Here is a 24,732-nt window from a genome sequence, read left to right as displayed (position 1 = left end):
AGTATCCAGTACGAATCAATTTGCCGACAATATTGCATTGCTTGAGCACTTATGATCTGCTGCGACGATGCCGAAAGGCATTTTTTTATGGTGATCAGAGGCTGGCAAATCTCGTAAATTTCGAGGTGCCCATAATCAAAAAAGTTGCTGGTACTGCTATTGCTCGAAAGAATATCTTCTCCTTGGCCGCCATCAAGAAAATTTCTCCTTCCTGTTGCTGTTAATTCATCACGACCACGCCCCCCTGAGATTTTGTTGTCATTTCCTGTCGCGATAATCTGATCGTCGCCGTTCGATCCCGAAAGGGTAAGATCATTTCCCGTGACGTCAATTACATCGTCACCATTCTGTCCGTCGACGATGTCCCCGTCGACGAGCGGGGGAGTGACGCTGATGTTCGTGAATACATTTCGGCCGTTGCCAAGGTTAAAAGTGTTGGCCATGATGTTATCTCAATTGAAGAACTTTTTGGGACTGTATCTGAGGTAATTTGGATATCTGCCTGGGCGAATATCCGCTCTGCCACGCTCGTTCGCATTAATACGTGATTAATGCTATTGATTCTGGATCGGGTAAGGCGACTGCGAATCGATCGATGTGAACATAGCTTTGCCTCCCCTTCGTTCTACGCATGTCGGATGGCTTGCCAGTGCCTATCAGCAGATTTGCTGCGCTTCATCAGCGGATGTGAGGACAGCTACGGGCGATCAGTCCTTTTGTTGCCTCCTGGCGGTGGGGTCTTAGTCCTCGTGAGGGCCTATGAGTCGACATGGCGTACCTGTCGTTAGCGGACTGGATCACCCCCAATTAGTAGCCGTGCCCACTCCATCAGCTCCAATGCCTGATGTACGACTATCAGGAGATGATGGATGCCGTCATTAGGGCGATCTCACGTCGAATCATCTTGTGCGGAGAATGGCTCGCTGTTCTGAGGGCCCGGGCCCCAGCGATCAACGGGGGGGCGTTCCCCAGGCCAAGAGCGGCTGGCCTGGGGGCTTGAGGCTTAATCAAGCGGCGGCGGATGCCCTTCCCCACCTGCTCTGTTCATGCTTAGCCCTGAAAGTGGAGCCAGGCCCTGAGCTGATCGGCTTGATCGCTGCGGAGACCCCCGGCCAGCAGCTGGTCGCGCAGCGTTTAGTGGGGATGCCTGATCCTCAGCTCTCCGCCCGGCCCATGTGGCCTCCAGCAATGCCCATGGATCCAGTGCTGGGTCACGCCCCACAGGTTCTTGTTCTCAGCGTCGGCGAGGTGCTTGCCTTGGAATTTCTTGGAGGCCTCCGGCTTGCGGGATCTTGCCCCAGAATCTGCTGCCGCTTCTGTGGCCATCCCTCTACGCCCGGTATTCCTCGGCCAAGCAGAGTCCTGTTGAGAATTTTGAGCGACCAGCTGTGTGGATGTTGTACCCCAGTACTACGTGCAGAGCGACAGCACCCTGCCGGGATAGGCCCAGCGCATTTGCTTTTCCAGCACCTGTGCCATGGCGGTGAAATACCTGAGGCCCGTGCTTTGCTTCGGTGACACCAACTCCGTGACGGCCCAGATCGCTGCCTGCTTCAACTGCCACCCACGCTCCCAAGGGCGGCGGCCATTGGATTCTGGCAGTGGGCCGGTTTGCGGCGTCTTCAACGATACCTATTGGGAACTCAACAAATCGGATGGGTGCTACTTGCGAGTGGGCCGGGCACGGGCTGGATTATGAGCTAGCGGCTGGCTTGATGGGTTAGGTGCTGTACTGAAGCTCCCGCAGGCTGGTGAGCACTTCGGCGCTGTGGCCGCTGGGACGCACCGCCACCCAGGTGGAGCGCAATATGCCCGAGGGGTCGATCAGGAAGGTGTGGCGCTGAGAGAAGGGAGCGATCCAGCTGCCGTAGGCGCGGCTCACCGTGCCAGCTGGATCAGACAGCAAGGGAAATGCCAGCCCCTCGCTGCTGCAGAAATCGGCGTGGGATTCGGCATCGTCGGCACTCACCCCCACCACGGCCGCATTGGCGGCACGGAAGCTGGCCAGGTCTTTTTGAAAACCACGAGCTTCGATGGTGCAGCCGCCAGTGAAATCACGGGGATAGAAGTAGAGCACCAACCATTTGCCCTGGAAGTCGGCCAAATTCAGCCGGGTAGATACGGCTTCACCACCGGCTGCTGGCGCAATACCGGCTAGGTCGAAATCAGGGGCGGATTGGTTGAGAGAGGGCAGGGTGCCTCCCAAAGCAAAAGCCTGTCGGCTGGATGCCAACAGGCTTGAAGCACCTGCTGCTGCGGGCAGAAGGGCAACTAGGCCCTGCAAAAGTGCCCGACGCCGCATCGCAGGCTCAGATTTTGGCCAGGTTGACGCCCAACTCTTTGGCGTAAGCGCCCAGGCCCTTCTTCTGGATGGTTTTCAGAGCGCGGGTGGAGACGCGCAACTTGATGAAGCGATTGCCTTCAGCCCACCACAGACGGCGCTCTTGCAGGTTCACCTGCTGGAGCTTCTTGGTGCGCACGTGGGAGTGGGAGACGGCCATGCCGTTGTTGGCGCGCTTGCCTGTGAGCTGGCAGACCCGGGACATGACCGATTTCCGAAACGACTTGCAGGCACTAGCCCGAGTGCCAACCCTACCAAAGCGTGGATATCCCCGGTCCAGACGGCCTGGGCCTTGATCCGGTTCGGGCTCTGGGGTCCACGTCAGGGGTAGCTCGATCACCACCTCGGCCCCGCTAATGCGGTCAGTGGTGCGCACTACGCGGGTGGCTCTAAGGCTGGTGCATGTTGAGCACCGCTCAAGCAGTGCAGCCTCTACGAACCCGCCAGGCCTAGGAACACAATCGCAGCCTGGTTGAGCCGTTGCAGGTCATTGCGGGCCAACTTGCCGATTCGGGAGCCCAGCCGGCGGCGCGAGACGGTCGTGATCTTGTCAACCATCAATTGGCTCGTCGCTGCCAGGCCATTGGCGGTGCTTGGCTTCACGGGGATTCGAAACAGTGGCGCTTCGGTGGGATCACTGGTGAAGGCACAGATCGTGACGGACTCGGTGCTGTCAAAAGCATCGTGCTGAAGGATCACCGCAGGGCGCGGTTTGCCGGTCACATCGCCGCCACCGGCAACAGTCCAGATCTCGCCCCACTTCACCACCCATCCAGCTCGCTGACGCTGTCAATGAAGCCCTGATCGCTGGAGGCCATGGTGCTGGTGCCCACCGCAAGGGAGTCCTGGTGGGCGCGTTCCGCAAAGGCAGGCGTGCGTGTATCAGGAATCCAGACCTGAACTGGCCTGAGGCCTTGAAGGCGCAGCCGTTGTCGATGGGCTGCGACGCGCAGCCTGGTTGCTGAGGAGCTGGTGGCCATCGCGGCTGACGTCTTGGATGTTGTTACATGTTACGGCTGGCCCGGTGTGTCGGCCGATCACAGCCCCCGCTCCATCAGCTTGCCCATCAAATCGGCGCTGCGCTGCTGGAAGCCAGCCAGCTCATTGGGCTCCAGGCCGCCAACGGCCAGACGGGCCAGCTCGTAGACATGGCGGCCAAGATCATCGGCCAGCAGCTGGCTGGGGGAGCTGCCGCCACCGCCACCGGTTGTGATCACCGAACCGGCCGAGAGCTTGAGCAGGCCTTCCACCAGCTTGTGTTTGCGGTTCACCAGCAGCACGTGGTGATCGGGCAAGCCCGGCAGGCGCTGCTCCATCAGGGCGCCCATGTCGTTGAGGCGGCGCATCTGCTCCGGCAGCAGGATCAAGGCGGCTGGGGCGTTGTCACCCTTCAGGGCCTGCACCTGGATGGTGATCTTGTCGTTGGCCAGAGCTGCCTTGAATAAATTGCGCAGCTTTTCGGAATTGTCCTTGCCGTCTGCGTCGCTGATCTCGCTTTCTTTCTCCTGCAGCGATTCATCCAGCTCGCTGTCCACCCGCTGGAATTTGAGCTCCTCGTGGCGGTATTCGAGCCAGGGGATGAACTGGGTATCGATGAAGGTGTCGGCCAGCAGCACCTCGGCCCCCTGGCTCTTCCATAGGGCAAGGGCCCCAGCCTGGCCTGCTTCATCGGTGCAGTAGAGGATGCGCTTGTCGTTGGCGCCATCCAGGCGGGTGCGGTAGCCAGCCAGGGTGGTGTAGGCCTTGCCGCCTTCGCCGGGGATGGGGTCGGGGCTGTCGCCTTCGCGGGCGGCAGCCGTGCTGCCAAACAGCACCAGATCGGCCACCTGGTCGGCGAACTTTTCATCCTCCATGGCGCCGATCTTGATGAAGGGGGCCAGCGACTCCCAGCTTTCGGCGTAGCGCTTGGGGTCGTCGCGATGGAGCTCCTTGAGCCGGTCGCCCACCTTCTTGGCCACGAAGCCACCGATCGAACGCACGCGGCGATCGGTTTGCAGGGCGGAGCGGCTCACGTTCAATGGAATGTCGGGCGAGTCAATCACGCCGCGCAGGGGCAGCAGGTAGCGGGGCACCACCTCCTTGATCGAGTCGCTCACAAACACGTTGTTGCAGTAGAGCTTGATCTCGCCCTTCTCCCAATCGGCCCGGCCAGTGGATTTGGGGAAAAACAGGATGCCCTGCAGGTTGTACGGGTAGTCGGTGTTGAGGTGCACCCACAGCAGGGGATCGCCTTGGAAGGGATAGAGGTAGCGATAGAGCTCGATGTAGTCGTTGTCGGTGAGATCCCTGGGGCTCTTGCGCCAAGGGGCCTCGCGCTTATTGACGGTTTCGCCTTCCAGCTGCACTTCCACCGGCAGGAAGTCGCAGTAGGTGGTTATTAAGGTGCGGATACGGGCCGGCTCGATGTATTCGAGCTCCTCCTCCATCAGGTGCAGGATCACGTCGGTGCCGGGCTCGCTGCGCGCGGCCACCTCCAGGCTGAAGTTGGGGGAGCCATCACAGCTCCAGCGCACCGCCTCAGCGCCAGCACTGGCCGAGAGGGTCACCAGCTCCACCTGCTTAGCCACCATGAAGCTGGAATAGAAGCCCAGGCCGAAGTGGCCGATGATCGCGTCGTTTTCTTGCTTGTATTTCTCGAGGAAGTCTTCGGCGCTGGAAAAGGCCACCTGGTTGATGTAGCGCTTCACCTCATCGACATTCATGCCGATGCCGTTGTCGGAGATGGTGAGGGTGTTGGCCTCGCGGTCGATGCGGATCGAAATCTTGGCTTCAGGCCCTTCGCTGCAGTCGCCAGCCATCGCCGCCATGCGCCGCTTGCTGATGGCATCCACGCCATTGCTCACCAGCTCCCGCAGAAACACCTCATGGCCGCTGTAGACGGCCTTTTTGATGATCGGAAAGATGTTTTCGGTGTGGATCTGAATCTGGCCCTGTTCCAGCACCGTCATGGCAAGCGTTAGGTCGTTGGGCCAAACCTTACGGAGCTTGGGCCTTCCGGCTCAATGGCTTTGAGGGAGGGGTCTCCGAACTCTGAATTAGCTAAGTCTTAGCTTGGCTAAGTGGTTGCTTGGCTAGGCGGTGGTTTGCCTAAGCGGTGGTTTGTCTAAGTGGTTGCTTGGCTAAGTCTTGGCTAAGCTAGGTAGCGCCGCTCACAACCTGCCTGCTGCGCTAAGCCTGCCTGCTGCGCCGCTCAGCCTGCCTGCTGCAGCTCGGGCTTTTCTTCGGGAAGGATGGCCCCCTGCACGGGACACACCTGCAGGCAGATGCCGCAATCGATGCAGGTGTCGAAGTCGATCCAATAAAAGTTTGTGCCCTTGCTGTTGGCACCTTGGCCGGGGTTGATGCAAGCCACGGGGCAGGCATCAACGCAATCGGCTACGCCCTCGCAGACGTTGGTGACGATCGTGTGAGCCATCTCAGAATTTTAAGGAGCGATCCAGAGGGTACGGCCGCAGCCGCGGGCTTGGCCGAGGGCTTCTGCTTCCGCCTGGTTGGCGCAGGCCCCGCTGAGCAGTTCAGCGCAGGTGCCCATCTGGTGCAGGGCCTCCAGCTGATCGAGGGCTGCGGCCAGGTGATGGTGGTTGCCATAGGCCACCAGCACCGGCGAAGGGCTCCCTATGGCAGGTGCCACCAGCTCCCGCACCGCTCCCACATCGAAGCCAAAGCCCACTCCCGCAGCTTCGCTTGGCTCTGGGCAAAAGCGACCCACGAGGGCGTCGTAACGACCGCCGCTGGCAATCTCCACCGGCACCTCCTGGCCCTGGCAGACCAGCTTCAGCACCAGACCGTCGTAGAGGGCGAAGTGGGGCTGGAAGCTGGGGTCGAGCTGCAATTGCACCCCCAGGCGCTCTGCGGCCGGGGCCACCGCAGCCAGGGTCTCGCCGAGCTCCGCTAGCAGGGGGATGGGGCCCAGCCATTGCTCCAGTTGATAAAGCACCTTGGCGGGCTCGCCGCGTAGGCGCATCAGGTTGCCCAGGCGCTGCCGATCAGAATCCGGCAAGGCCAGTTGGGCCAGAGCCAGCGGGTCAAAGTTGGTTAGGGCGGCGCGGGCAGCGCCCTGCTGCTGCTCGGGTAGCTGGCGCAGCAGGGCGCTGAGCACCCCGTGGTGCCCCACCAGCAGCCGCGGTTGGTGATGGGCCTGCAGTCCAAGGGCTCCGGCGGCGGCGAGCAGCAGCCGCATCAGCTCCACATCGGCGGCGGCGGTTTGGTCCCCGAGCAGCTCGACGCCGCTCTGCAATTGTTCATGCAGCCGCTGGGAACCGCCCTCAGCCGTGGAGCTGCGGAAGGTGCTGCCCATGGCCCAGAGCCGCAGGGGGCGGGGCCGCTCGGCGAGGCGGGTGCTGGCGGCGCGGGCGATCGAGGCGGTCAGTTCCGGACGCAGCCCCAGGGGCTCATTACTTGCCAGCCGCACCAGCTCGCGGCCGTCGATGCCACCACCAGCCTCCAGGGTGTCGAGCCGCTCAAAACTGGGCGGCGCCACCTCCTGGTAGCCCCAGAGCCGATACACAGCTGCGAGCTGATCGGCGATGCGCCGGTTGCCCTCAACTTCACGGGGGTTGAGATCCCGAACGCCAGCGGCAGGTTGCAGGGCCATTGCGGCGTTGAAGGTGGGATGGGGTGGGCTGATCCTATGGATCGAATCAGGGGGAGTCGAGTTCGGGGGCGCCATAGCTGGCTCCGGCCAGGGGGCGGCAGGAAGCCAGGCCCTCGATCAGGGCTGGTTGCAGGGTCGCTCCACAGGCCAGGATCCGCCCTGAGTCGATCGCAAATGCCGAGCCGTCGTAGGCGCTCACCACACCGCCGGCTTGCTCCACAAGCACCGCTCCGGCGGCCAGATCCCAGGGCGATAGGCCCCGCTCCCAAATGCCATCGAGCTTGCCGGCGGCCACGAAGGCCAGATCCAGGGCCACTGAGCCGCCGCGGCGCACGCCCTGGCTGCGGTGGGTAAACCAGGCGAATTCGGCGTAGTTGTTGTCGAGTCGGCTGCGGCGGTCGTAGGCAAAGCCGGTTACCAGCAGGGCCTGCTCAAGGCTGGGGCAGGCGCTAACGGCCAACCTGCTGCCATTGCACCAGGAGCCCAGGCCGGGTGCGGCCCAGTAGAGCTGCTCCAGGCCTGGGGCAGCCAGGGCGCCGAGCAGGGGCTGCCCGCGCCAGCACAGGCCCACCGAGGTGGCAAACAGCGGATAGCTGTGGGCGTAGTTGGTGGTGCCATCTAGGGGATCGACGCACCACTCCAGCTCGCCGGGCCGGGAGCGGCGTCCGCTCTCTTCGGCCAGAACGCCAATCTGCGGTGTTTCGGCCTCGAGCAGCGCCAGCACCGCTGCTTCAGCGGCATGGTCTGCCTCGGTGACCAGATCGCCGGAGCGCCCCTTCTCACGCACCTGCTGCAGGCGGCCAAAGTGCTGGCGCAGTTGCTCGCCTCCGACCTCCGCAGCCCGGCGCGCCACCGCCGATAGGTGTTCGAGCTCGCCGCTGCTCAGGCCCGATTGCTCGTAGGCCGCGGTGCTGGCTGCTTTCATTCCTCCTCCAGGGGTAGGGCGCTGCGCACCTTGCCGCGGCCAAAGTGCCGCCCAAACTGCAGTTCGTAGACCTCGTCCTCCTCCTGGGTCACCACCTCCAAGGGGCCGGTGGCCCGGGCCACGCAAAGAAGTCCGTAGCCACGCCCGCGCAGCTCCCGCGACAGCCCCAGGGCCTCGCGCTGATCGATTTCGCCGCTGATCACGCGCACGGCACAGGCGGTGCAGCAGCCGTTGCGGCAACTAAAAGGCAGGGGATCCCCCTGCTGCTCAAAGCTGCGCAGGATGTATTCCCCTTCTGGAACCTCATGGCGAATCACCTGGCCGGTTTGGAGCCAGTGAACCGTGATCGGATGGGTGCGAGTCATGCTGCTACATTGCCATCTGGTTGCCCCATTTTGCCCCTGGAGAGGTGGCCGAGTGGTCGAAGGCGCAGCACTGGAAATGCTGTATAGGGGCAACTCTATCGAGGGTTCGAATCCCTCCCTCTCCGTTATAAAGCCGGCCTTGCGGCCGGCTTTTTCATGGCCTTCAGGGATTGAATGAATCAATCCAAGATTGGCCAAGTTGCTAAGTTGCCGCGCCTGAAAACAAGATGCGAATATATGATTTAAATGTTTGTTATAAAATTTTATTTCAAACTTTTATAGTTGTTAATCAGCCGAATCGGCCGCTCACGTAGTCCTGGGTGGCCTGCTGGCCGGGGGCATTGAAGATCCGCTCGGTGTCGTTGAACTCCACCAAGTAGCCCACCTTGCCAGTGCCACCTTCCACTGCTTCGGCATTGAAGAAGGCCGTTTGATCAGCCACACGCACGGCTTGCTGCATGTTGTGGGTCACGATGATGATCGTGTAGCTGCGCTTCAGCTCATGCATTGTTTCTTCGATCTTCAACGTGGAGATCGGATCAAGCGCTGAGCAAGGCTCGTCCATCAAGATCACCTCGGGTTCGGTGGCGATGGCGCGGGCGATGCAGAGGCGCTGCTGCTGGCCGCCTGAGAGGGCAAATCCGCTCTCCCTAAGCTTGTCCTTGCATTCGTCCCACACTGCAGCCTTGCGCAGGGAGCGCTCCACCAGCTCATCCATATCACCCTTGAAGCCGTTGATCCGGGCGCCGAAGGCGATGTTCTCGTAGATCGATTTTGGGAAGGGATTGGGCTTTTGGAAGACCATGCCAATGCGCCTGCGCACCTCCACTGGATCCACCTTGGGGTCGTAGAGATCGTGGCCGTCAAAAACAACCCTGCCCTTGAGCTTGCAGCCTGGAATCAGATCGTTCATCCGATTGAGGCCGCGCAATACGGTCGACTTACCGCAGCCTGAAGGTCCGATAAAGGCGGTCACCCGGCCGCGGGGGATATCCATGAACACATTTTTCACCGCCTCAAACTTGCCGTAGGAGATGGTGACGTTCTGCAGGGACATGCAGGCATCCCCTTTGGAGGAATCGGCGGACTGGCTGGAGTGGGAGCTGCTGGTCATTGCTCTGGAGGGAATTGGGGAAACGGAGGGGCTGGAGGTTCGGACTTCAGACTTTGGTCATCCGGGCTATCCAGCGCGCCAGCAGGTTGGCGGCCAGGATCATCATCACCAGCACAAAGGAGGCAGCCCAGGCGAGTTCGTTTTGGGCTTCATAGGGCATGATCGCGAAATTGAAGATCAACACCGACATGGTGGCGATCGGATCAAACACCCCATCAGGCCAGAATGAGGAGAAGAGAGCCGTGAAGATCAACGGAGCCGTTTCACCGGCGGCTCGGGCGATTGCCAGCACTACACCAGTGGCGATCGGAGTGAAAGCCGATGGCAGGGTGATCCGCATCACGGTCACAAATTTGGAAGCACCTACGCCGTAGGCACCCCAGCGCAGCTCCTGGGGCACCAGTTTGAGCCCCTCATAGGTGGTTTTAATCACAGTCGGCAGCATCAACACGGCCAGGGCGATACCGCCAGCCATGGCGCTGTAACTCTGGCCGAAAAACACACGGGTGGTTACAACAGTGCCGTAGACGAATACACCGGCAATGATTGAAGGCACGCCAGCCAAAACGTCATTGCCGAAACTAACGAAATTGGCAAACCAGCCGCCGCTGGAGTATTCGCTGAGGAAAATGCCGCCCCCCACTCCCACGGGGATGGCAATCAGAGAGGCGATCAGGGTTACAAGTAAGGTGCCTATAATGGCGTTACCAATACCTCCACCCTCCATCCCGATGTCGGGTGGCAGTTGGGTGAACAAGCCCACGCTGATCAGGCGGCCGCCTTGCATCAACACGTAGAACAAAACTAAAACTAGCGGTAAAACCGCAATAGCAGCAAATATGGAAGCAATGCCGGTGAACAGCAGATTGCGTAAGTTGCGCGTCAGCCAGGGGTCGTAGCGCAATGGCCGCCGGTCAAAAAGGGCGGTGTTGTCGTAAGTGATCGGAGAAGGATTGGCCATGGTGGTGATCAGTAACGCAGGCTGAGGCGACGGACGATCCACTGGGCCGCCACATTTACCGTGAATGTGAGCACCATCAGGATGAGGGCGGCATACATAAGGGCCGACACCTGGATGCCATCGGCTTCACCGAACTGATTGGCGAGCATCGAGGCGATCGTGTTACCAGGCGCCAGCAGTGAAAAGCTGAAGTTGAAGGAGTTGCCAATAATCATCGTGACCGCCATGGTTTCCCCCATGGCCCTGCCTAGGGCAAGCATCACGCCGCCAGTTATGGAAGAAATAGCTGCCGGCAAGATCACGCTGAATATGGCTCCCCAGCGGGTAGTTCCTACCCCGTAGGCTCCCTGCCGCAGTTCAATAGGCACTTGATTCAGGGCATCTCGTGAGATGGCCGTGATGATTGGTAGCACCATCACCACCAGGATCAGGATGGCCGGGGCCATGCCAGGGCCCTGGGGAGCGGTGTCAAAGAAAGGACTCCAGCCCAACAGTTCGTGCAGCCAATTGAGGACAGGCCGGATGGCCGGCCCCATCACAAAGATTGCCCAAAGTCCGAGCACCACCGATGGAATGGCGGCAAGCAGTTCCACCATCAGGCCAATCCCCTCCCGCACGGAGCTGGGGATCAGGTCTTCGGTGATGAAGATCGCCGTGCCCACACCCAGAGGGATGGCGATGGCCAGAGACAGGATCGAGGTCACCAAAGTGCCGTAGATGGCGGTGAATGCCCCGTATTGCTCGTTGACGGGATCCCAGCTGGAGATGGTTAGGAAGCTGAGGCCAAAACTGGCCATCGCCTCCCGCGCACCCTGAAACACCGTGATGAAAATGCCAAGCAGAACGATCGCGACAACTGAGGCGAGCGCCAGGGTTAGCTGGCGAAAGCCCAGGTCGAGCAACTTTTCTGAAGGTGGGCGGCGACGCAGGGTGAAGGCGTCAGCATCTAGGTTGCGATTGGGATTCGTTGGGCCTGAGCCCGCTTGGCTGGAGTCCGTCAGCATGAGTAATGGTTTTGCATCGGTCAGCGCCAAGCGGCCGATCCAAACGAAATCTACGAAGGGCTCCCCTCACCGCCGTTTAAGCAGTGATTAACGTCTGGGAGACCGTTAGTTTGGGGACCTACAGCGCGGGGCTGAGCCGCCTTTTTCATGGGTCGACGGGGTTCTAGGCGCATGCTTCTAAGTAAAGGGGTGCCATGTCCCGGATAGTTGGCATCGACCTTGGCACCACAAACTCAGTGGTGGCGGTACTGGAGGGCGGCCGTCCCCAGGTGATCGCCAGCGCTGAAGGCGGCCGTACCACCCCCTCGGTGGTGGGCTTCAGCCGCGACCAGGAGTTGCTCGTCGGCCAGCTGGCCCGGCGTCAGCTTGTGCTCAACCCCCGCAATACTTTTGCCAACCTCAAGCGTTTCGTTGGCCGTCAGTGGGACGAGCTTGAGGAAGACAGCCTGTCGGTGCCCTACAGCGTGCGGGCCAACGACCAGGGCAACGTTCGGGTGGTGTGCCCAGCAACCGAACGGGAATACGCCCCGGAAGAGCTGGTTGCCAGCGTGCTGCGCAAGCTCTGTGACGACGCCGCCACCTACCTCGGCGAGCCCGTGGAAGCGGCGGTGATCACCGTGCCGGCCTACTTCAACGACGCCCAGCGCCAGGCCACCCGCGATGCCGGCCGCCTGGCTGGGATCAGCGTTGAGCGGATCTTGAATGAGCCCACCTCGGCAGCCCTGGCCTACGGCTTTGATCGCAGCACCGTCAAGCGGGTGCTGGTGTTTGACCTGGGCGGCGGCACTTTCGATGTCTCGGTGCTGCGCATCGCCCAAGGGGTGTTTGATGTGAAGGCCACCAGCGGCGACACCCAGCTGGGCGGCAACGACTGGGACCGGCGCATCGTCGATTGGCTGGCCGATGCCTTCCTGGCGGAGCACAGCATTGATCTGCGCCGCGACCGCCAGGCCCTGCAGCGGCTCACCGAAGCAGCGGAGAAAGCCAAGATCGAGCTAAGTGGCGTCCAGAGCACGCCGATTTCCTTGCCTTTTATTGCCACCGGCCCCGACGGGCCGCTGCATATCGAAACCACCCTGGAGCGGCGGGTGTTTGAGGGCCTCTGCCCCGATCTGCTGGATCGCTTGCTGCGGCCGGTGCAACGCGCCCTGCGGGATTCGGCCTTCGCGGCCGAAGACATCGACGACGTCGTGCTGGTGGGTGGCTGCACCCGCATGCCGATGGTGCAGCAGATGGTGCGCACCCTCATTCCGCTGGAGCCTTGCCAGTCGGTGAACCCCGATGAGGTGGTGGCGATCGGTGCTGCGGTGCAGGCGGGGATCCTCACCGGTGAGCTGCGCGATCTGATGCTCAACGACGTCACGCCCCTTTCGCTTGGTCTGGAAACAATTGGCGGCGTGATGAAGGTGCTGATTCCTCGCAACACCTCGATCCCGGTGCGCAAGAGCGACCTGTTCAGCACTTCCGAAGCCAACCAAAGCTCGGTGGAGATCCACGTGCTGCAGGGGGAGCGGCAGATGGCGGTTGATAACAAGAGCCTGGGCCGTTTTCGCCTGTCTGGAATCCCGCCGGCGCCTCGGGGTGTGCCCCAGGTGCAGGTGTCCTTCGACATCGATGCCAACGGCCTGCTGCAGGTGTCGGCTACCGATCGCACCACCGGGCGCCAGCAGAGCGTCAGCATCCAGGGGGGCTCCAACCTCAGCGAGGAGGAGATCACCAAGTTGATTGAGGAGGCCGATCTCAAGGCCAGCGAGGATCGGCGCAAGCGAGCCGAGATTGATCGCCGCAACCGGGCCCAAACCCTGGTGGCCCAGGCGGAGCGCCGGCTGCGCGACGCATCCCTTGAACTGGGCCCCTACGGCGCCGAGCGCCAGCAGCGCTCCGTGGAGATGGCCCTGCGCGATGTGCAGGACCTGCTGGCTGCCGACGACCTGGTGGAGCTGGAGCTGGCCGTGAGCCAGCTGCAGGAAGCTCTGTTTGGCCTCAACCGTCGCTTGCAGAGTGAACGCAAGGCAGAGCAGGGGCCGCTGCAGGGGCTTAAGAACACCCTGGGCTCGCTCAAAGATGAGTTGTTTGCCGATGACGATTGGGATGACTGGAACCGCCCGGGCAGCGATCCCTGGGCTGCCCCCCCCAGTCGCTACGACCGGGATCCCTATCGCGAGCCCTACAAGGATCCCTACAGAGAGCCCTACAGGGAGCCCTATCGCGAACCTGAGCCGGCAGCCCGCGAGCGCCGGCCCGGCAGCGACTCAGATCCCTGGGGGGATAGTTCCTACCGGTGACCTCTAGCCCCGCCGCCCCGGCCGACTACTGGTCGGTGCTGGGCCTCGAGCCTGGCGCCGATGCCAGCAACCTCAAGCGTGCTTTCCGGGCCCAGGCCCGCCGCTGGCACCCCGATCTCAACGGCAACGACCCGCTGGCGGAGGAGCGTTTCAAGCTGGTCAACGAGGCCTATGCGGTGCTCTCAGATCCGCGCCGCCGCCAGGCCTGGGAGGCCGGTATGCCCGCCGACGGCCCGGGCCGGGAGTCTCAGGATCCCTTTGCTTCCGGTTTCCCCAACTTCGAGGCATATCTCGAGGTGCTTTTCGGTGAGCGCCGCCGTCCCCGCCGGGCTGCCGAACCCGAGTGGCAGGAACCCGACCCCGAGCCCGAACCTCCTGCGGAACCCCCCCGTCAGGCTTCTGGATCGGTAACCGCCGCACCGCCGCCACCACCACCGGTGCGGGCTTCCAGCGACCAGGAGAGCCTGGTGGAGCTCACGCCGGAGCAGGCGTTGCAGGGGGAGCGGCTGGAGCTGGAGCTTGCTGATGGCACGGCGGTGGAGGTGTGGACCCCTCCTTTTGCCGGCGATGGCTGGCGACTGCGGCTGGCGGGGGTGACCCCCGGCGGCGGTGACCACTTCCTGCAGTTGAGGGTGCGCACCGAGGAAGGCCTGCGCATCGACGGCCTGCGGGTGCTCTACCCCCTCGAACTGACCCCAGCGGAGGCGGCCCTGGGCTGCCAGGTGGTGGTACCCACCCTGCGCGGGCCGGTGAAGCTACGGGTGCCGGCCGGCTCCTCCAGCGGCCGCCTGCTGCGCCTGCGGGGGCGGGGCCAGGAGTGGGCTGAGCAGCGCGGCGACCAGCTGGTGGAGGTGCGCATCCTGGTGCCGGAGCAGCTGGGTGAGGCGGAAGCAGCCCTCTACAAGCGGCTGCAGGAGCTCGCCGACGATCCCGACGAGCAGCACCGGTGACACACTGGAGGGCCATTGCCCCATGCCGCGATCCATGCCGGTGCATGTGCTGCTGTTTGATGCTGGAACCGATCAGGAAGGCATCCATTCGTTGGAGCTAAACGGCCGCACGGTGGTGCTGCTGTTTGAAGACAGCGACGATGCGGAGCGCTACGCCGGCCTGCTCGAAGCCCAGGACTTCCCCGTGCCCACCGTGGAGCCGCTGGACCGCGAGGAGATGGAGCTTTTCTGCGGCCAGGCTGGCTATGAGGCTCGCTTTGTGCCGGCGGGCTTCCTGCCCCAGAGCGCTGAAGACCGGCTGCTGATAGCGCCGCCTGTGCGCAACATGGACGTCACCAACTGGCAGGAGCAGCGGGAGCAGCAGGAGCAGCAGCAGGCGGGCGAGAGCACCCCTGATCCCACCCTCGAAGCTTTCCGCCGTCAATTGGAGGGCTTGCTGTGAGCAACCCTCCTGTGAGCGGGCCTGATCGCGGCCACCTGCTCACGGAGCAGGCCAATCCCCTCAGCGAGCGGCTCGACCAGCTGCCCACCGACGAGCTGGTGGGCCTTTTTTGTGCCAACGAACGGGAGCCCCAGCGGGCCCTGGAAGCGGCGGCCCCGGCCCTGGCTGCCGCCGTTGATGCCATCGCTGCCCGTCTGCAGGCAGGCGGGCGACTTTTTTACCTAGGGGCGGGCACCTCCGGCCGGCTTGGGGTGCTGGATGCGGCCGAGTGCCCGCCCACTTTCTGCACGGCGCCGGATTTGGTGCAGGGCGTGCTTGCTGGCGGCGCCCCAGCCCTGCTGCGCAGCTCCGAAGGCCTGGAGGATCTGGCAGCTGCTGGCCGCAGCGACCTGGAGCAGCGCGGCTTTGGCCCGGCCGATTGTTTGGTGGGCATCGCTGCTGGCGGCACCACTCCCTACGTGCTCGGGGCCCTGGAGCACGCCCAGGCGATCGGAGCCCTGGCAATCGCCATGGCCTGCGTGCCAGCCGAGCAGGTGCCGATGCCCTGCTCCATCGATATCCGCCTGCTTACGGGCCCTGAACTGCTGGCGGGCTCCACCCGGCTCAAGGCCGGCACCGCCACCAAGATGGCCCTGAATTTGCTCTCCACCGGCGTGATGGTGCGCCTGGGCAAGGTGCACGGCAACCGCATGGTGGATGTGGCCGTCACCAACAGCAAGCTGGAGGATCGGGCCCTGCGCATCCTGCGCGACCTGGCGGGGCTGGACCGGCAGCGCGGCCGGGCACTGCTGCTGCAGAGCGGCGGTTCGGTGAAGCTGGCCCTGCTGATCGCGGCCACTGGCCTGGATGCGGCCTCAGCCGCCGCCCACCTGGCCAGCCATGGCCCCAGCCTGCGCCAGGCGCTGGCGGCCTGCGGCGCTCAGCTGAATGGCCCCCAGTAGGGAGCCGTAAATAGGTCGAGCTTGCGGCGGGTGGCGGCAGGCACGTGCTCCTTGGGGGTCATCAGGGCATGGCGCAGGGCCTGGTGGGCGCTGCTGCTGGGTCGCTGGGCCTCCACCCGCTGGGCCGCTAGCCGCACGATCTGCTGGGCCAGGCTGGCGTTGGCCTGCAGGTTGGCGATCACCATTTCCACCGTCACCGAGGCGTGTTCCTGGTGCCAGCAGTCGTAGTCGGTCACCATCGCCAGGGTGGCGTAGGCGATCTCGGCTTCCCGGGCCAGGCGCGCTTCGGTGTGATTGGTCATGCCGATCACCTGGCAGTCCCAGGAGCGGTAGAGCTGCGATTCGGCCTGGGTGGAGAAGGCGGGCCCCTCCATGCAGAGGTAGGTGCCGCCGCGGTGCAGCTTGCGGCCCTCGGGCATCAGGCTTTCGGCCACATCGGCTAGCAGGCGGCTGAGCGCCGGGCAGAAGGGCTCGGCAAAAGCCACATGGGCCACGAGCCCTTCGCCAAACAGCGTCAGCGGCCGCTGCTGGGTGCGATCGATGAATTGATCCGGCACCAGCATGTCGAGGGGCCGAACCTGCTCCTGCAGGGAGCCCACCGCCGACAGGGACAGGATCCAGCGCACGCCGAGGGAGCGCAGGGCCCAGAGGTTGGCCTGGTAGGGCACCTCGGTGGGGGTGTGGCTGTGGTGGCGGCCGTGACGGGCTAGGAACACCACCTCCAGATCGCCGATACGGCCGAGGCGCAGGGCATCGGAGGGGGCTCCGTAGGGCGTTTCGATCGTGAGCTCTTGAATGTCTTCGAGGCCCTCCATGGCGTAGAGACCGCTGCCCCCCAGGATCCCCAGGCGGGCGCTGCTGAGATCGATGCCGTTAGGGGAGTTGGGGGTGGGGCTGCTCATCGGCGGCGGGGTCTGGCGACGGGGCGTTGAAAAGGGTTGGTCCGGCTAGAGCCTGCCCCATTCTGAGCACGGCGTTTCAGCCGGTTCACCCGTGCCACCCCATAAAGTCGGCCTTTATTCCCTGCCGCCGTGACCAAAGCCTTGATGGAGACCGACGCCGGCACCATCGAACTCGAACTGTTCGAGGCCGATGCACCCAACACCGTGGCCAACTTCACCAAGCTCGCCAAAGAGGGCTACTACGACGGACTGGCCTTCCACCGCGTGATTCCCGGCTTCATGGCCCAGGGCGGTTGCCCCAACAGCCGTGAAGGCGCCCGTGGCACCGCCGGCACCGGCGGCCCCGGCTACCAGATCGACTGCGAGATCAACAGCCAGAAGCACCAGGCGGGCACCCTGGCCATGGCCCATGCCGGCAAGAACACAGGCGGCTCGCAGTTTTATATCTGTCACGGAGCCCAGCCCCACCTTGATGGAGTGCACACCGTGTTTGGCCTCACCGGCAACATGGACGTGGTTACGGCCCTTAAAAACGGCAGCCGCATCAACAAGGTGACAGTTCAGGACTGATTCAGCGCCAGACCAGGAAGGCACCGGGCTGAAGTATCAGGTCGGTGCCCAGATCTGCAAGGGGCCGCTGCTCTGACTCCAGATCAGCGCTGGGATGGCTGCTGCGTTGACCATCAGGGGCTAGTAGCAGGCTCAGCCGTTCGGTTTGGGGCCAGTCGCCCATCAGCACCAGCGCCGCAGCAACTGCCCCCACTCCACTGCTGGCATGGTCGAGGCAGCCCAGCAGCACCGCAAGATGGGGCTGGTCGAGCAGGGCCAGCAACCTTGGATGCTCCTCTCGCTCCACCTGCAGCCCCTGCTTCAGGGCCCAGCGTTGCAGCTGCTCAAGCTGGCCATTCGCCAAGGCCTGGCCGTGCCAGGCCAGCACTGCCGTGGGTCCGCCGATCGGGCAGGAGGGACCATCACCCATCAGATGGCCAAGTTTGATGCGCTTGGTTTGCAGGTAAGCGGCGTTGTGGCTGCCGGCATCCATCACCAGCGGCACGCGGTCTTCGACCTGCAGGCCATAACCACCAAGGCCTGCGATCTTGCGCGGATTGTTGGTGATCAGGCGTAGCCGGTGCACGCCCAGGTCGCTGAGGATTTGAGCTCCAACTCCGTAGTTGCGCAGGTCGGCAGCGAAGCCAAGGCGTTCGTTGGCTTCCACCGTGTCTAGGCCGGTGTCCTGCAGGGAGTAGGCCTTGAGCTTGTTGATCAGGCCAATGCCCCGGCCCTCCTGGCGCAGATACACCACCACCCCAACGCCGGCGGCTTCGATCATGCGCAGGGCAGCCTCCAGCTGGGGCCGGCAGTCGCAGCGCAGCGAGCCAAAGGCATCGCCGGTGAGGCACTCGCTGTGCACCCGCACCAGCACCGGCTCCTTAGCCAGCTGCGGTTGGCCCTTGATGATGGCAACGTGCTCGCTGCCATCGAGTTCGTTGCGGTAGCCAATGGCGCGGAAGTCGCCGAAGGCGCTTGGCATGGCCGCTTCCGCCTGGCGCTGCACGAAGCGCTCGGTGTCGAGGCGGTAGCTGATCAGTTCGGCAATGCTGATCAGGCGTAATCCGTGGCGTTTGGCGTAGGCAGCCAGCTGGGGTAGCCGGGCCATGGAGCCGTCGCTGTTTTGAATTTCGCAGATCACCCCGGCGGGATAGAGGCCAGAAAGCCTGGCCAGATCAACGGCGGCCTCGGTGTGCCCAGCGCGCTTCAGTACGCCACCTTGCTTAGCCCGCAACGGGAAGATGTGGCCTGGCCGGCGCAGGTCGGCTGGACGGGTGTGGGGGTGGATCGCCACCTGGATGGTGCGGGCGCGATCGTCGGCGGAGATTCCAGTGCTGACACCGTTTTCAGGGCCCGCATCGACACTCACCGTGAAGGCGGTCTGGTTGCTGTCGGTGTTGCGATCCACCATCAGTGGCAGATCCAGGGCATCGAGCCGTTCACCCTCCATGGCCAGGCAGATCAGGCCCCGGGCCTCGGTGGCCATGAAGTTGATCTGCTCGGGCGTTGCAAACTGCGCGGCGCAGATCAGGTCGCCTTCATTTTCCCGATTTTCATCGTCAACCACCACGATTGATTCGCCGTTGCGGATCGCGGCGAGACCATCGGCAACTGAGTCAAAAGCGATGCGCTCTTCCCCGTTCAAAGCGACCTCCGGGCTGGAACCGGATGGCAGGGGCGTGGAACTCGAGTCGCGCAGGAGGGTCAACGGAGTGCGGGCGGGGTCTAGGCCCTGGCGCAATCATCCTTTATAAAGCCCCTTCGTCCTGCCCCCGGGCCTTGCCATGGCCAACAAGCGTGTTGCGGTAATCGGCGCCAGTGGCTACGGCGGCCTGCAGACCCTGCGCCTGCTCCACCAGCACCCTGCCCTGGATATCAGCTTCTTGGGCGGCGAGCGCAGCAGCGGTAAGCGCTGGAGTGAGCTGGTGCCCTTTTTGCCCCTGGCCGGCGACCCGGTGGTGCAAACCCCAGACCCCGATGCCATCGCAGCGGCGGCTGATTTCGCGGTGCTCAGCCTGCCCAACGGCCTGGCGGCCCAGCTGGTGCCGCCCCTGCTGCAGCGTGGTGTGCGGGTGGTTGATCTTTCCGCCGACTACCGCTTCAGCAGCCTCGGCCGCTGGCAGGAGGTGTATGCCAGCGAGGCCCGGGAGGTGCCCCGCAGCGATGACGACCTCTGCGCTGAGGCCGTCTATGGCCTGCCCGAATGGGAGGCGGATGCGATTCGTACCGCCCGTTTAATAGCGGCTCCTGGTTGTTTCCCCACGGCCTCACTGCTGGGGCTGCTGCCGTTCTTGAACCAGGGGCTGATCGACACCACCGGCATTGTTATCGATGCCAAAACCGGCACCTCCGGTGGTGGTCGGGCTGCCAAGGAACACCTGCTGCTGGCGGAATGCTCCGAGGCGGTTGCTCCCTACGGGGTGGTGGGCCACCGCCACACCAGTGAGATTGAGCAGCTGGCCAGCCGGGTGGCGGGCCATGAGATCCAGCTGCAGTTCACCCCGCACCTGATGCCGATGGTGCGGGGCCTGCTGGCCACCGTCTACTGCCGTCTGCGCGACCCAGGCCTCACAGCTGAAGACTGCGTCACCCTGCTGGCTTCCGCCTACCGCCAGGCTCCCTGCGTTGAGGTGCTGCCGGTGGGCACCTACCCCTCCACCAAATGGGTGCGCCAGACCAACCGGGCCCTGCTCTCGGTGCAGGTGGATCGCCGCACCGGTCAGCTGATCGTGATGGCTGCCATCGACAACCTGGTCAAGGGCCAGGCCGGCCAGGGGGTGCAATGTCTCAACCTGATGGCCGGGCTTGAGCCCACCGCCGGCCTGCCGTTGCTGCCCTTCTATCCCTGACGCAATAGGTCCACTACCAGAGATACCGCCAGGGGCAGGATGCGGTGCTCCTGGCTCTGGATGCGGGCGCTGAGGCTGGCGAGGTCGTCCGCTGCTAACACCGGCACCGCCGCCTGCATCAGGATGCGCCCTGCATCAACCTCCTCGCACACCAGGTGGGCAGTGCAGCCGGCCAGGGTGACTCCCGCCGCCAGGGCCTGGCCCACCGCATCAAGGCCGCGGAAGCTGGGCAGCAGCGAGGGATGAATGTTGATCAGACGCTCGGGGAAGGCGCCGATCAGGGTGCTCGTGACGACGCGCATCCAGCCCGCCATCACCACCACATCAACGCCTGCTGCCTGAAAAGCCGCCACCAGGGCCTGGTCGAGGGCCTCGCGGCTGGCCACGCTGCGGTGGTCATGCACTTGGCAAGGTATGGCGAGGCGCTCGGCCCGTTGCTGGGCGCCGCAGCCAGGATTGTTTACCACCAGCAGGGCCACCTCTGCCTGGAGCCGGCCGTCTGTGCAGGCTTGCACCAGGGCTTCAAAGTTGCTGCCGGCTCCCGAAGCCAGCACCCCCAGCCGCAGGATTGGCTGGGCTCTGGCCCAATCCGGTTGCAATTCCGGTGGCAATGGCCACTGGACGCAGGTCTCTTGATCGCTAGGGTCTGAAAAAGCGGGCATTGCGCCGTGTCCCACCTCACCATCCTGCCCACAGTGCTACGCGATGCCGAGGGGCTCGCCGCCAGTTTGGTGGCCCTTGGCCACACCCCCATCTATGGCGGGGTGCTTAAGGGCTTTGCCACCGAGCGCCAGCCCGTTCTTTTGCAAGTTGTTTTGCCGGGTGGTGAACGGCTGGGCTGGCAGCGCCACCGCGACGGCTCCCTTGCCCTGGTCGGCGACCTGCAGCGCCTTAGCCGCTCCCAGAGCCTGCAGCGCCTGCTTGGCGCCATCACCCGCCGCTACGCCGCCGAGCTCGCCCTGAGCCAGGCCGCCAGCGCCTTTCCTGGGGCCCAGGTGAGCTTGGCGTCCTGACGCCGTGCCCGAGCTGCATCTCGACCTCACCGCCTGCCACCAGCACCTGGTGCGGGTTCGCCTGCTTCACACTCCCCGTCACCTGAGCCTGCGCCTGGCCCTGCCGGCCTGGACTCCCGGCTCCTACCTGATCCGCGACTATGTGCGGCAGCTTGAGTGTCTGGAAATCACTCAGGCTGGACACCAGCTGGAGCCGCGCCGCACCAGCCCGAGCAGTTGGCAGCTAGAGCTTCCCAGCCTCGAACCAGTTGAAATCAGCTACGCGGTGCTGGCCGCCGAGCTCACGGTGCGCACCTGCCATCTCGATGGCGACCACGGCTTTCTGGCCTTAGCTGCCGTGGTTCTGGAGCTGGAGGGGGAGCGTTGGTCGCCCCACCGGCTGCAGCTCAACCTTCCGCCCAGCTGGGATGCCTTCGTGCCCCTGCCAGAGCTGCCGGGGCCGGCTATGGGCTGGCTTGCCGCCGATTTCGATCAACTTATCGATACGCCGATTGAGGTTGGTCCCCATCGCTCCCATCACTTCAACGTCGCCGGTGTGCCGCATCGCTGGGTGAGTTGGGGCCGCGATCTGCAAGGCGCCGATCTGCTCGACAGTGATCCCCAGCTGCTCAGCGATCTCGAAAAGGTTTGCCTGGCCTGCTGCCGGTTGATGGGCGTGGAGCGACCTGCGGCCGACCACTACCTGTTTGTGCTGCACCTCACCGAAAGCGGTTATGGCGGCCTGGAGCACGATTCCAGCACCGTGTTGCAGTTTGGCCGTCTGGCCCTGGCTAAGCCTGGTGGCCGCCGCAAGTTGCTGCAGCTAGCAGCCCATGAATACCTGCACCAGTGGAACGTGCGCCGGCTGCGGCCCGCCGAGCTGAGCCCTTATCGCTACGACCAGGCGGTGGTGGTGCCCACCCTCTGGTTTGCCGAGGGAATCACCAGCTATGTGGATCAGCTTTTGCCCCACTGCGCTGGCTGCAGCAGCGAGGCGGAGCTGCTCGAGGATCTGGGCGCGGATCTGAGCCGCTACCTGCTCAGTGCTGGGCGGCGGTTGCAGAGCCTGCGTGCCAGCGGTGAGGAGGCCTGGGTAAAGCTCTACCGCCCCGATGCCTACTCCCCCAACAGCCAGGTGAGCTACTACCTCAAGGGTGCGGTGCTGGCCCTGGTGCTCGACCTGCACCTACGCCGTGCCGGTAGCGGTCTGCCCGTGGTGCTGCGGCAGCTTTGGGCCAGCCATGGCGCCGTGGGCCGGGGCTACCAGGAGGCAGACCTGATTGCTGCCTTTGCCAGCCAGGCGCCCGATTTAGCTGAGCTGTTGCCCCGCTGGCTCAGCTCCTGTGAGGATCCGCCCCTGTTTGGCTATCTGGCCGATATGGGCTTGCGGCTTGAACCCCGGCTGGCTGCCAGCCAGGAGCTGGGCTGCCGCTTGGAGCCAGGCAGTGGCGGGTTGGTGGTGCAGCGGGTGGGCCGCGATGGACCGGCCCAACGGGCGGGGCTGGTAGTGGGCGATGAATGGATTGCCCTCGATGGCATGCGCCTGCGCACCATTGACGATTTGATGGTGCATCTGCGGCCGGAGGCTCCCCTGATTCCCCACCAGTTGCTGTTCTGCCGGGACGGTTTGGTGCGCAGCACCGTGCTGCTGCCAACGGCACCAGCCGTGGAGAGCTGGCAGCTCCAGCTCGCTGCCAGCCCTCCTGATCTGGGCACTCCTGATCTGGGAACCGCTGAAGTTTGTGCTGAGCGCCGACGCCGTTGGCTTGGTCTTGAGGCTGCATGAATTCCAGCCCCCAGCCCCTCTGGATTGCCATAGGCGCCGGCGCCATGCTCGCCCTGGGCGGGCTTGGCTGGCTGGCCCGGGATCTCTCAGCCCAACCGAATGGCGGCCAGAAGCGCCCCAGCCTGCTTGAGCTGCTTGAAGAGGTGCGCCAAGCTCCGGCAGCACCTGAGCCGGGCCGCCGGGCGGCACCGGGGCCGCCCACCCACTCGGCTTGGCAATCCCCCCTGCGGGCGAGTTGCGCTCCCGGCGATCCAGCCCAGCGTTTAAGACTGCAGCAATTGGCAGAAAGGGTCCAAACCTCACCGGCGCGGGTGCAGATCCACCCCACCAATTTTGGCGAGCGCTTCAATCGTGATGCCTACGGCAATCCGGTGGATCCCACACCCCAGCTGGTGGTGCTGCACGAAACGGTTTACGGCATTGGTTCAGCCATCAACACCTTCGTGACGCCCCATCCCCGCGATGAAGATCAGGTGAGTTACCACACCTTGATTGGTGGCGATGGCTCGGTGGTGCAGGTGCTCGATCCTTCCAAACGGGCCTTCGGGGCTGGCAATTCGGCCTTCAACGGCCGCTGGGTAGTAACGAACGCCAAGGTGGGTGGCTCGATCAATAACTTCGCCCTGCACATCAGCTTGGAAACGCCCCTCGATGGCGAGAACGACGGACCAGCCCATAGCGGTTACACCTCAGCCCAATACGACGCCCTAGCGGCCCTGCTAGCCGGCTGGATGCAGCGTTTCCCCATCCCGGCCTCCCACATCACCACCCACCGGGCGGTGGACCTGGGCGGCGAGCGAGCTGATCCCCGCAGCTTCCGTTGGTCGGAGTTGCAAACCCGAATGCAAAACCTCGGCCTGCTCTGCAAGTCTTGATTAGATCAGTAAACTATTGATTAAATAATTAAACTTCTGATTGAATTATTAAAGTGTTAATTGACTAATTAAATATTTGACTCATTAAATATTTGATTAGATCAGTGGTGCTGGGACCTGTTTGCGGGTGGCATACAGCAGGGCATGGAGTTCGGGATCCTGCATGGTGCGCAGGATGCGGCGGGGGTAGTCGAGCTTGCCGTTGTGGAGGTAAGCCAGGGTGGCTAGGGCCTTGGCGTCACGGGGGTTGCCGCTGGCCTGCAGGGGGCGCTGGGGCAGCTCGAGGGCGCGGCTGAGGCGGGCGAATTTGCCCACCAGCAACACCACGTTGCGTTCGGGATCGAGCAGCTGGTTGCGGGCCTCGGTGATTTCGGCTTCGGAGGCATTGGGCGGCAGCAGGCCCTGGTGCACCATTTCGCCGAGGCCTAGCTGGGCGGGGCCATGGGTGCTGAATAAGCCGGAATGGGCTGCCAGGGGCAGATCTTCACCCGGTTTGGCGTGCCGCATTTCGTCAAATAACACCGCCGCCACCAACACGGGATTGATCCTCTGGCGCTGGGATTCGGCCAGGATCAGGGGACGAAGCTCTACCAGTCGCCCCAGGGTGTGGCTGCGCAGCGGCTCTAATTGGTCGATGCCACTGGTGAATAACTGGGCCAGGCGGGGCTGGGGGCCGTGGACACCAAATCGGCGCTGCAGCTCCTTGAGTTCGCCTGGCGAAAATTGCAGCGGATCTGCAAATTGCCCCGAGCCAGCAGCGGAGCTGATGCTGCCGCTGAGACCGGGATCCAAAAGCAGGGGGGGCGTTTTTGGACCGTTAAGGAGCGGGATGCTTGCAACAGCCAGCAAGGCTGCTG

At 63.7% G+C, this 24,732-nt stretch carries 26 protein-coding genes and 1 tRNA gene; 10 read left to right on the top strand and 17 right to left on the bottom strand.

The window, feature by feature from the left end; translation table 11 throughout:
• From KBY83_RS11225 to KBY83_RS11180, 10 genes are all read right to left on the bottom strand, one after another.
• Positions 1-443, bottom strand: a 443-nt coding sequence (locus KBY83_RS11225) for a hypothetical protein (RefSeq protein ID WP_396093891.1), incomplete at its 3' end; no start/stop codon positions are given.
• A 1,277-nt stretch (positions 444-1,720) separates the two neighbouring features.
• Positions 1,721-2,302, bottom strand: coding sequence for a peroxiredoxin (locus KBY83_RS11220; protein WP_255019602.1), 582 nt, complete (start codon positions 2,300-2,302; stop codon positions 1,721-1,723).
• Positions 2,303-2,309: 7 nt separating this feature from the next.
• A complete protein-coding gene (gene rpmB, locus KBY83_RS11215; protein WP_106501739.1) occupies positions 2,310-2,546 on the bottom strand; it encodes a 50S ribosomal protein L28 in 237 nt (78 codons plus the stop codon).
• 227 nt (positions 2,547-2,773) lie between these two features.
• Positions 2,774-3,106 (bottom strand): type II toxin-antitoxin system PemK/MazF family toxin, encoded by a 333-nt coding sequence (locus KBY83_RS11210; protein WP_255019601.1) that lies wholly within the window; start codon positions 3,104-3,106, stop codon positions 2,774-2,776.
• On the bottom strand, positions 3,103-3,321 hold the full coding sequence (locus KBY83_RS11205) for an antitoxin MazE family protein (protein WP_106501640.1): 219 nt from the start codon (positions 3,319-3,321) through the stop codon (positions 3,103-3,105). Before KBY83_RS11205 ends, KBY83_RS11210 begins: the two co-directional genes overlap by 4 nt.
• A gap of 57 nt (positions 3,322-3,378) precedes the next feature.
• The gene (gene htpG, locus KBY83_RS11200; protein ID WP_255019600.1) at positions 3,379-5,289 is read right to left on the bottom strand and encodes a molecular chaperone HtpG; all 1,911 of its coding nucleotides are present in this window, start codon (positions 5,287-5,289) and stop codon (positions 3,379-3,381) included.
• Positions 5,290-5,531: 242 nt separating this feature from the next.
• Positions 5,532-5,756: a ferredoxin family protein gene (locus KBY83_RS11195; RefSeq protein WP_106501642.1), complete on the bottom strand. Its 225-nt coding sequence runs from the start codon at positions 5,754-5,756 to the stop codon at positions 5,532-5,534.
• Between the two features lie 9 nt (positions 5,757-5,765).
• Positions 5,766-7,010 carry an ATP phosphoribosyltransferase regulatory subunit gene (locus KBY83_RS11190; protein WP_315858970.1) on the bottom strand — a complete coding sequence of 415 codons (1,245 nt, stop codon included), beginning with the start codon at positions 7,008-7,010 and terminating at the stop codon, positions 5,766-5,768.
• A complete protein-coding gene (locus KBY83_RS11185) occupies positions 6,982-7,860 on the bottom strand; it encodes an inositol monophosphatase family protein (RefSeq protein ID WP_255019599.1) in 879 nt (292 codons plus the stop codon). The genes KBY83_RS11190 and KBY83_RS11185 overlap by 29 nt, the downstream gene beginning before the upstream one ends.
• Positions 7,857-8,225, bottom strand: a complete 369-nt coding sequence (locus tag KBY83_RS11180; RefSeq protein ID WP_254941498.1) for a 2Fe-2S iron-sulfur cluster-binding protein — start codon at positions 8,223-8,225, stop codon at positions 7,857-7,859. Before KBY83_RS11180 ends, KBY83_RS11185 begins: the two co-directional genes overlap by 4 nt.
• A 38-nt stretch (positions 8,226-8,263) precedes the next feature.
• Here KBY83_RS11180 and KBY83_RS11175 point away from each other — a divergent pair.
• Positions 8,264-8,350: transfer RNA gene (locus tag KBY83_RS11175), tRNA-Ser, on the top strand.
• 164 nt (positions 8,351-8,514) lie between these two features.
• Here KBY83_RS11175 and pstB read toward each other — a convergent pair.
• From pstB to pstC, 3 genes are read right to left on the bottom strand one after another with little or no spacing between them, the layout of a single operon-like run.
• Positions 8,515-9,339, bottom strand: coding sequence for a phosphate ABC transporter ATP-binding protein PstB (pstB, locus tag KBY83_RS11170; protein ID WP_106501646.1), 825 nt, complete (start codon positions 9,337-9,339; stop codon positions 8,515-8,517).
• Positions 9,340-9,385: 46 nt separating this feature from the next.
• Complete coding sequence (pstA, locus tag KBY83_RS11165) at positions 9,386-10,300, bottom strand: phosphate ABC transporter permease PstA (RefSeq protein ID WP_255019598.1); 915 nt, start codon at positions 10,298-10,300, stop codon at positions 9,386-9,388.
• An 8-nt stretch (positions 10,301-10,308) separates the two neighbouring features.
• The gene (pstC, locus tag KBY83_RS11160) at positions 10,309-11,304 is read right to left on the bottom strand and encodes a phosphate ABC transporter permease subunit PstC (protein ID WP_255019597.1); all 996 of its coding nucleotides are present in this window, start codon (positions 11,302-11,304) and stop codon (positions 10,309-10,311) included.
• 194 nt (positions 11,305-11,498) lie between these two features.
• Here pstC and dnaK point away from each other — a divergent pair, with 194 nt between their 5' ends.
• Genes dnaK through murQ form a run of 4 tightly spaced genes read left to right on the top strand, consistent with a single transcriptional unit; the run spans position 11,499 to position 15,922 of the window.
• The gene (gene dnaK, locus KBY83_RS11155) at positions 11,499-13,589 is read left to right on the top strand and encodes a molecular chaperone DnaK (protein WP_106501649.1); all 2,091 of its coding nucleotides are present in this window, start codon (positions 11,499-11,501) and stop codon (positions 13,587-13,589) included.
• A complete protein-coding gene (locus tag KBY83_RS11150; RefSeq protein WP_255019596.1) occupies positions 13,586-14,539 on the top strand; it encodes a DnaJ domain-containing protein in 954 nt (317 codons plus the stop codon). Before dnaK ends, KBY83_RS11150 begins: the two co-directional genes overlap by 4 nt.
• Before the next feature lie 34 nt (positions 14,540-14,573).
• Positions 14,574-14,981, top strand: a complete 408-nt coding sequence (locus KBY83_RS11145) for a DUF3110 domain-containing protein (RefSeq protein WP_255019606.1) — start codon at positions 14,574-14,576, stop codon at positions 14,979-14,981.
• A gap of 11 nt (positions 14,982-14,992) precedes the next feature.
• The gene (murQ, locus tag KBY83_RS11140) at positions 14,993-15,922 is read left to right on the top strand and encodes an N-acetylmuramic acid 6-phosphate etherase (RefSeq protein ID WP_255019595.1); all 930 of its coding nucleotides are present in this window, start codon (positions 14,993-14,995) and stop codon (positions 15,920-15,922) included.
• Here murQ and mtnP read toward each other — a convergent pair.
• On the bottom strand, positions 15,901-16,824 hold the full coding sequence (gene mtnP, locus KBY83_RS11135; protein WP_255019594.1) for an S-methyl-5'-thioadenosine phosphorylase: 924 nt from the start codon (positions 16,822-16,824) through the stop codon (positions 15,901-15,903). The two genes, murQ and mtnP, sit on opposite strands and share 22 nt — an antisense overlap.
• A gap of 129 nt (positions 16,825-16,953) precedes the next feature.
• Here mtnP and KBY83_RS11130 point away from each other — a divergent pair, with 129 nt between their 5' ends.
• Entirely contained in the window at positions 16,954-17,394 is a 441-nt protein-coding gene (locus KBY83_RS11130; protein WP_255019593.1) for a peptidylprolyl isomerase, read from the top strand.
• A gap of 1 nt (position 17,395) precedes the next feature.
• Here KBY83_RS11130 and ribBA read toward each other — a convergent pair whose 3' ends face one another.
• Positions 17,396-19,000, bottom strand: a complete 1,605-nt coding sequence (ribBA, locus tag KBY83_RS11125) for a bifunctional 3,4-dihydroxy-2-butanone-4-phosphate synthase/GTP cyclohydrolase II (RefSeq protein ID WP_255019605.1) — start codon at positions 18,998-19,000, stop codon at positions 17,396-17,398.
• Positions 19,001-19,157: 157 nt separating this feature from the next.
• On the opposite strand from ribBA, the gene argC reads away from it, so the two are divergent.
• The gene (argC, locus tag KBY83_RS11120; protein WP_255019592.1) at positions 19,158-20,222 is read left to right on the top strand and encodes an N-acetyl-gamma-glutamyl-phosphate reductase; all 1,065 of its coding nucleotides are present in this window, start codon (positions 19,158-19,160) and stop codon (positions 20,220-20,222) included.
• Here argC and purN read toward each other — a convergent pair.
• Positions 20,213-20,884: a phosphoribosylglycinamide formyltransferase gene (gene purN / locus KBY83_RS11115; protein ID WP_255019591.1), complete on the bottom strand. Its 672-nt coding sequence runs from the start codon at positions 20,882-20,884 to the stop codon at positions 20,213-20,215. The two genes, argC and purN, sit on opposite strands and share 10 nt — an antisense overlap.
• A gap of 6 nt (positions 20,885-20,890) precedes the next feature.
• Between purN and KBY83_RS11110 the strand changes: the two genes are divergently transcribed.
• Genes KBY83_RS11110 through KBY83_RS11100 form a run of 3 tightly spaced genes read left to right on the top strand, consistent with a single transcriptional unit; the run spans position 20,891 to position 23,875 of the window.
• Positions 20,891-21,235 (top strand): DUF1257 domain-containing protein, encoded by a 345-nt coding sequence (locus KBY83_RS11110; protein WP_255019590.1) that lies wholly within the window; start codon positions 20,891-20,893, stop codon positions 21,233-21,235.
• A 4-nt stretch (positions 21,236-21,239) separates the two neighbouring features.
• Positions 21,240-23,000, top strand: a complete 1,761-nt coding sequence (locus KBY83_RS11105; protein ID WP_255019589.1) for a M61 family metallopeptidase — start codon at positions 21,240-21,242, stop codon at positions 22,998-23,000.
• The gene (locus tag KBY83_RS11100) at positions 22,997-23,875 is read left to right on the top strand and encodes an N-acetylmuramoyl-L-alanine amidase (protein ID WP_255019588.1); all 879 of its coding nucleotides are present in this window, start codon (positions 22,997-22,999) and stop codon (positions 23,873-23,875) included. Before KBY83_RS11105 ends, KBY83_RS11100 begins: the two co-directional genes overlap by 4 nt.
• Before the next feature lie 96 nt (positions 23,876-23,971).
• On the opposite strand, the gene KBY83_RS11095 is transcribed toward KBY83_RS11100, so the two are convergent.
• A complete protein-coding gene (locus KBY83_RS11095) occupies positions 23,972-24,667 on the bottom strand; it encodes a helicase DnaB (RefSeq protein WP_255019604.1) in 696 nt (231 codons plus the stop codon).
• Positions 24,668-24,732: the final 65 nt, after the last annotated feature.

This window comes from Cyanobium sp. WKJ7-Wakatipu (assembly GCF_024345355.1).
In the GTDB taxonomy this organism is placed as follows: domain Bacteria; phylum Cyanobacteriota; class Cyanobacteriia; order PCC-6307; family Cyanobiaceae; genus Cyanobium_A; species Cyanobium_A usitatum.
The sequence above is the reverse complement of the archived record's forward strand: the minus strand, read 5'-3'. Positions and strand labels throughout refer to the sequence as shown.

Bases quoted from the DNA above. Each gene is read 5' to 3' on its own strand.
- KBY83_RS11205 (WP_106501640.1), bottom strand. From the start codon at position 3,321: ATGGCCACCAGCTCCTCAGCAACCAGGCTGCGCGTCGCAGCCCATCGA.
- pstA (WP_255019598.1), bottom strand. From the start codon at position 10,300: ATGGCCAATCCTTCTCCGATCACTTACGACAACACCGCCCTTTTTGAC.
- pstB (WP_106501646.1), bottom strand. From the start codon at position 9,339: ATGACCAGCAGCTCCCACTCCAGCCAGTCCGCCGATTCCTCCAAAGGG.
- pstC (WP_255019597.1), bottom strand. From the start codon at position 11,304: ATGCTGACGGACTCCAGCCAAGCGGGCTCAGGCCCAACGAATCCCAAT.
- KBY83_RS11190 (WP_315858970.1), bottom strand. From the start codon at position 7,010: ATGGCGCCCCCGAACTCGACTCCCCCTGATTCGATCCATAGGATCAGC.
- rpmB (WP_106501739.1), bottom strand. From the start codon at position 2,546: ATGTCCCGGGTCTGCCAGCTCACAGGCAAGCGCGCCAACAACGGCATG.
- purN (WP_255019591.1), bottom strand. From the start codon at position 20,884: ATGCCCGCTTTTTCAGACCCTAGCGATCAAGAGACCTGCGTCCAGTGG.
- KBY83_RS11195 (WP_106501642.1), bottom strand. From the start codon at position 5,756: ATGGCTCACACGATCGTCACCAACGTCTGCGAGGGCGTAGCCGATTGC.
- KBY83_RS11180 (WP_254941498.1), bottom strand. From the start codon at position 8,225: ATGACTCGCACCCATCCGATCACGGTTCACTGGCTCCAAACCGGCCAG.
- KBY83_RS11145 (WP_255019606.1), top strand. From the start codon at position 14,574: ATGCCGGTGCATGTGCTGCTGTTTGATGCTGGAACCGATCAGGAAGGC.
- KBY83_RS11100 (WP_255019588.1), top strand. From the start codon at position 22,997: ATGAATTCCAGCCCCCAGCCCCTCTGGATTGCCATAGGCGCCGGCGCC.
- KBY83_RS11185 (WP_255019599.1), bottom strand. From the start codon at position 7,860: ATGAAAGCAGCCAGCACCGCGGCCTACGAGCAATCGGGCCTGAGCAGC.
- argC (WP_255019592.1), top strand. From the start codon at position 19,158: ATGGCCAACAAGCGTGTTGCGGTAATCGGCGCCAGTGGCTACGGCGGC.
- KBY83_RS11220 (WP_255019602.1), bottom strand. From the start codon at position 2,302: ATGCGGCGTCGGGCACTTTTGCAGGGCCTAGTTGCCCTTCTGCCCGCA.
- htpG (WP_255019600.1), bottom strand. From the start codon at position 5,289: ATGACGGTGCTGGAACAGGGCCAGATTCAGATCCACACCGAAAACATC.
- mtnP (WP_255019594.1), bottom strand. From the start codon at position 16,824: ATGAGCAGCCCCACCCCCAACTCCCCTAACGGCATCGATCTCAGCAGC.
- dnaK (WP_106501649.1), top strand. From the start codon at position 11,499: ATGTCCCGGATAGTTGGCATCGACCTTGGCACCACAAACTCAGTGGTG.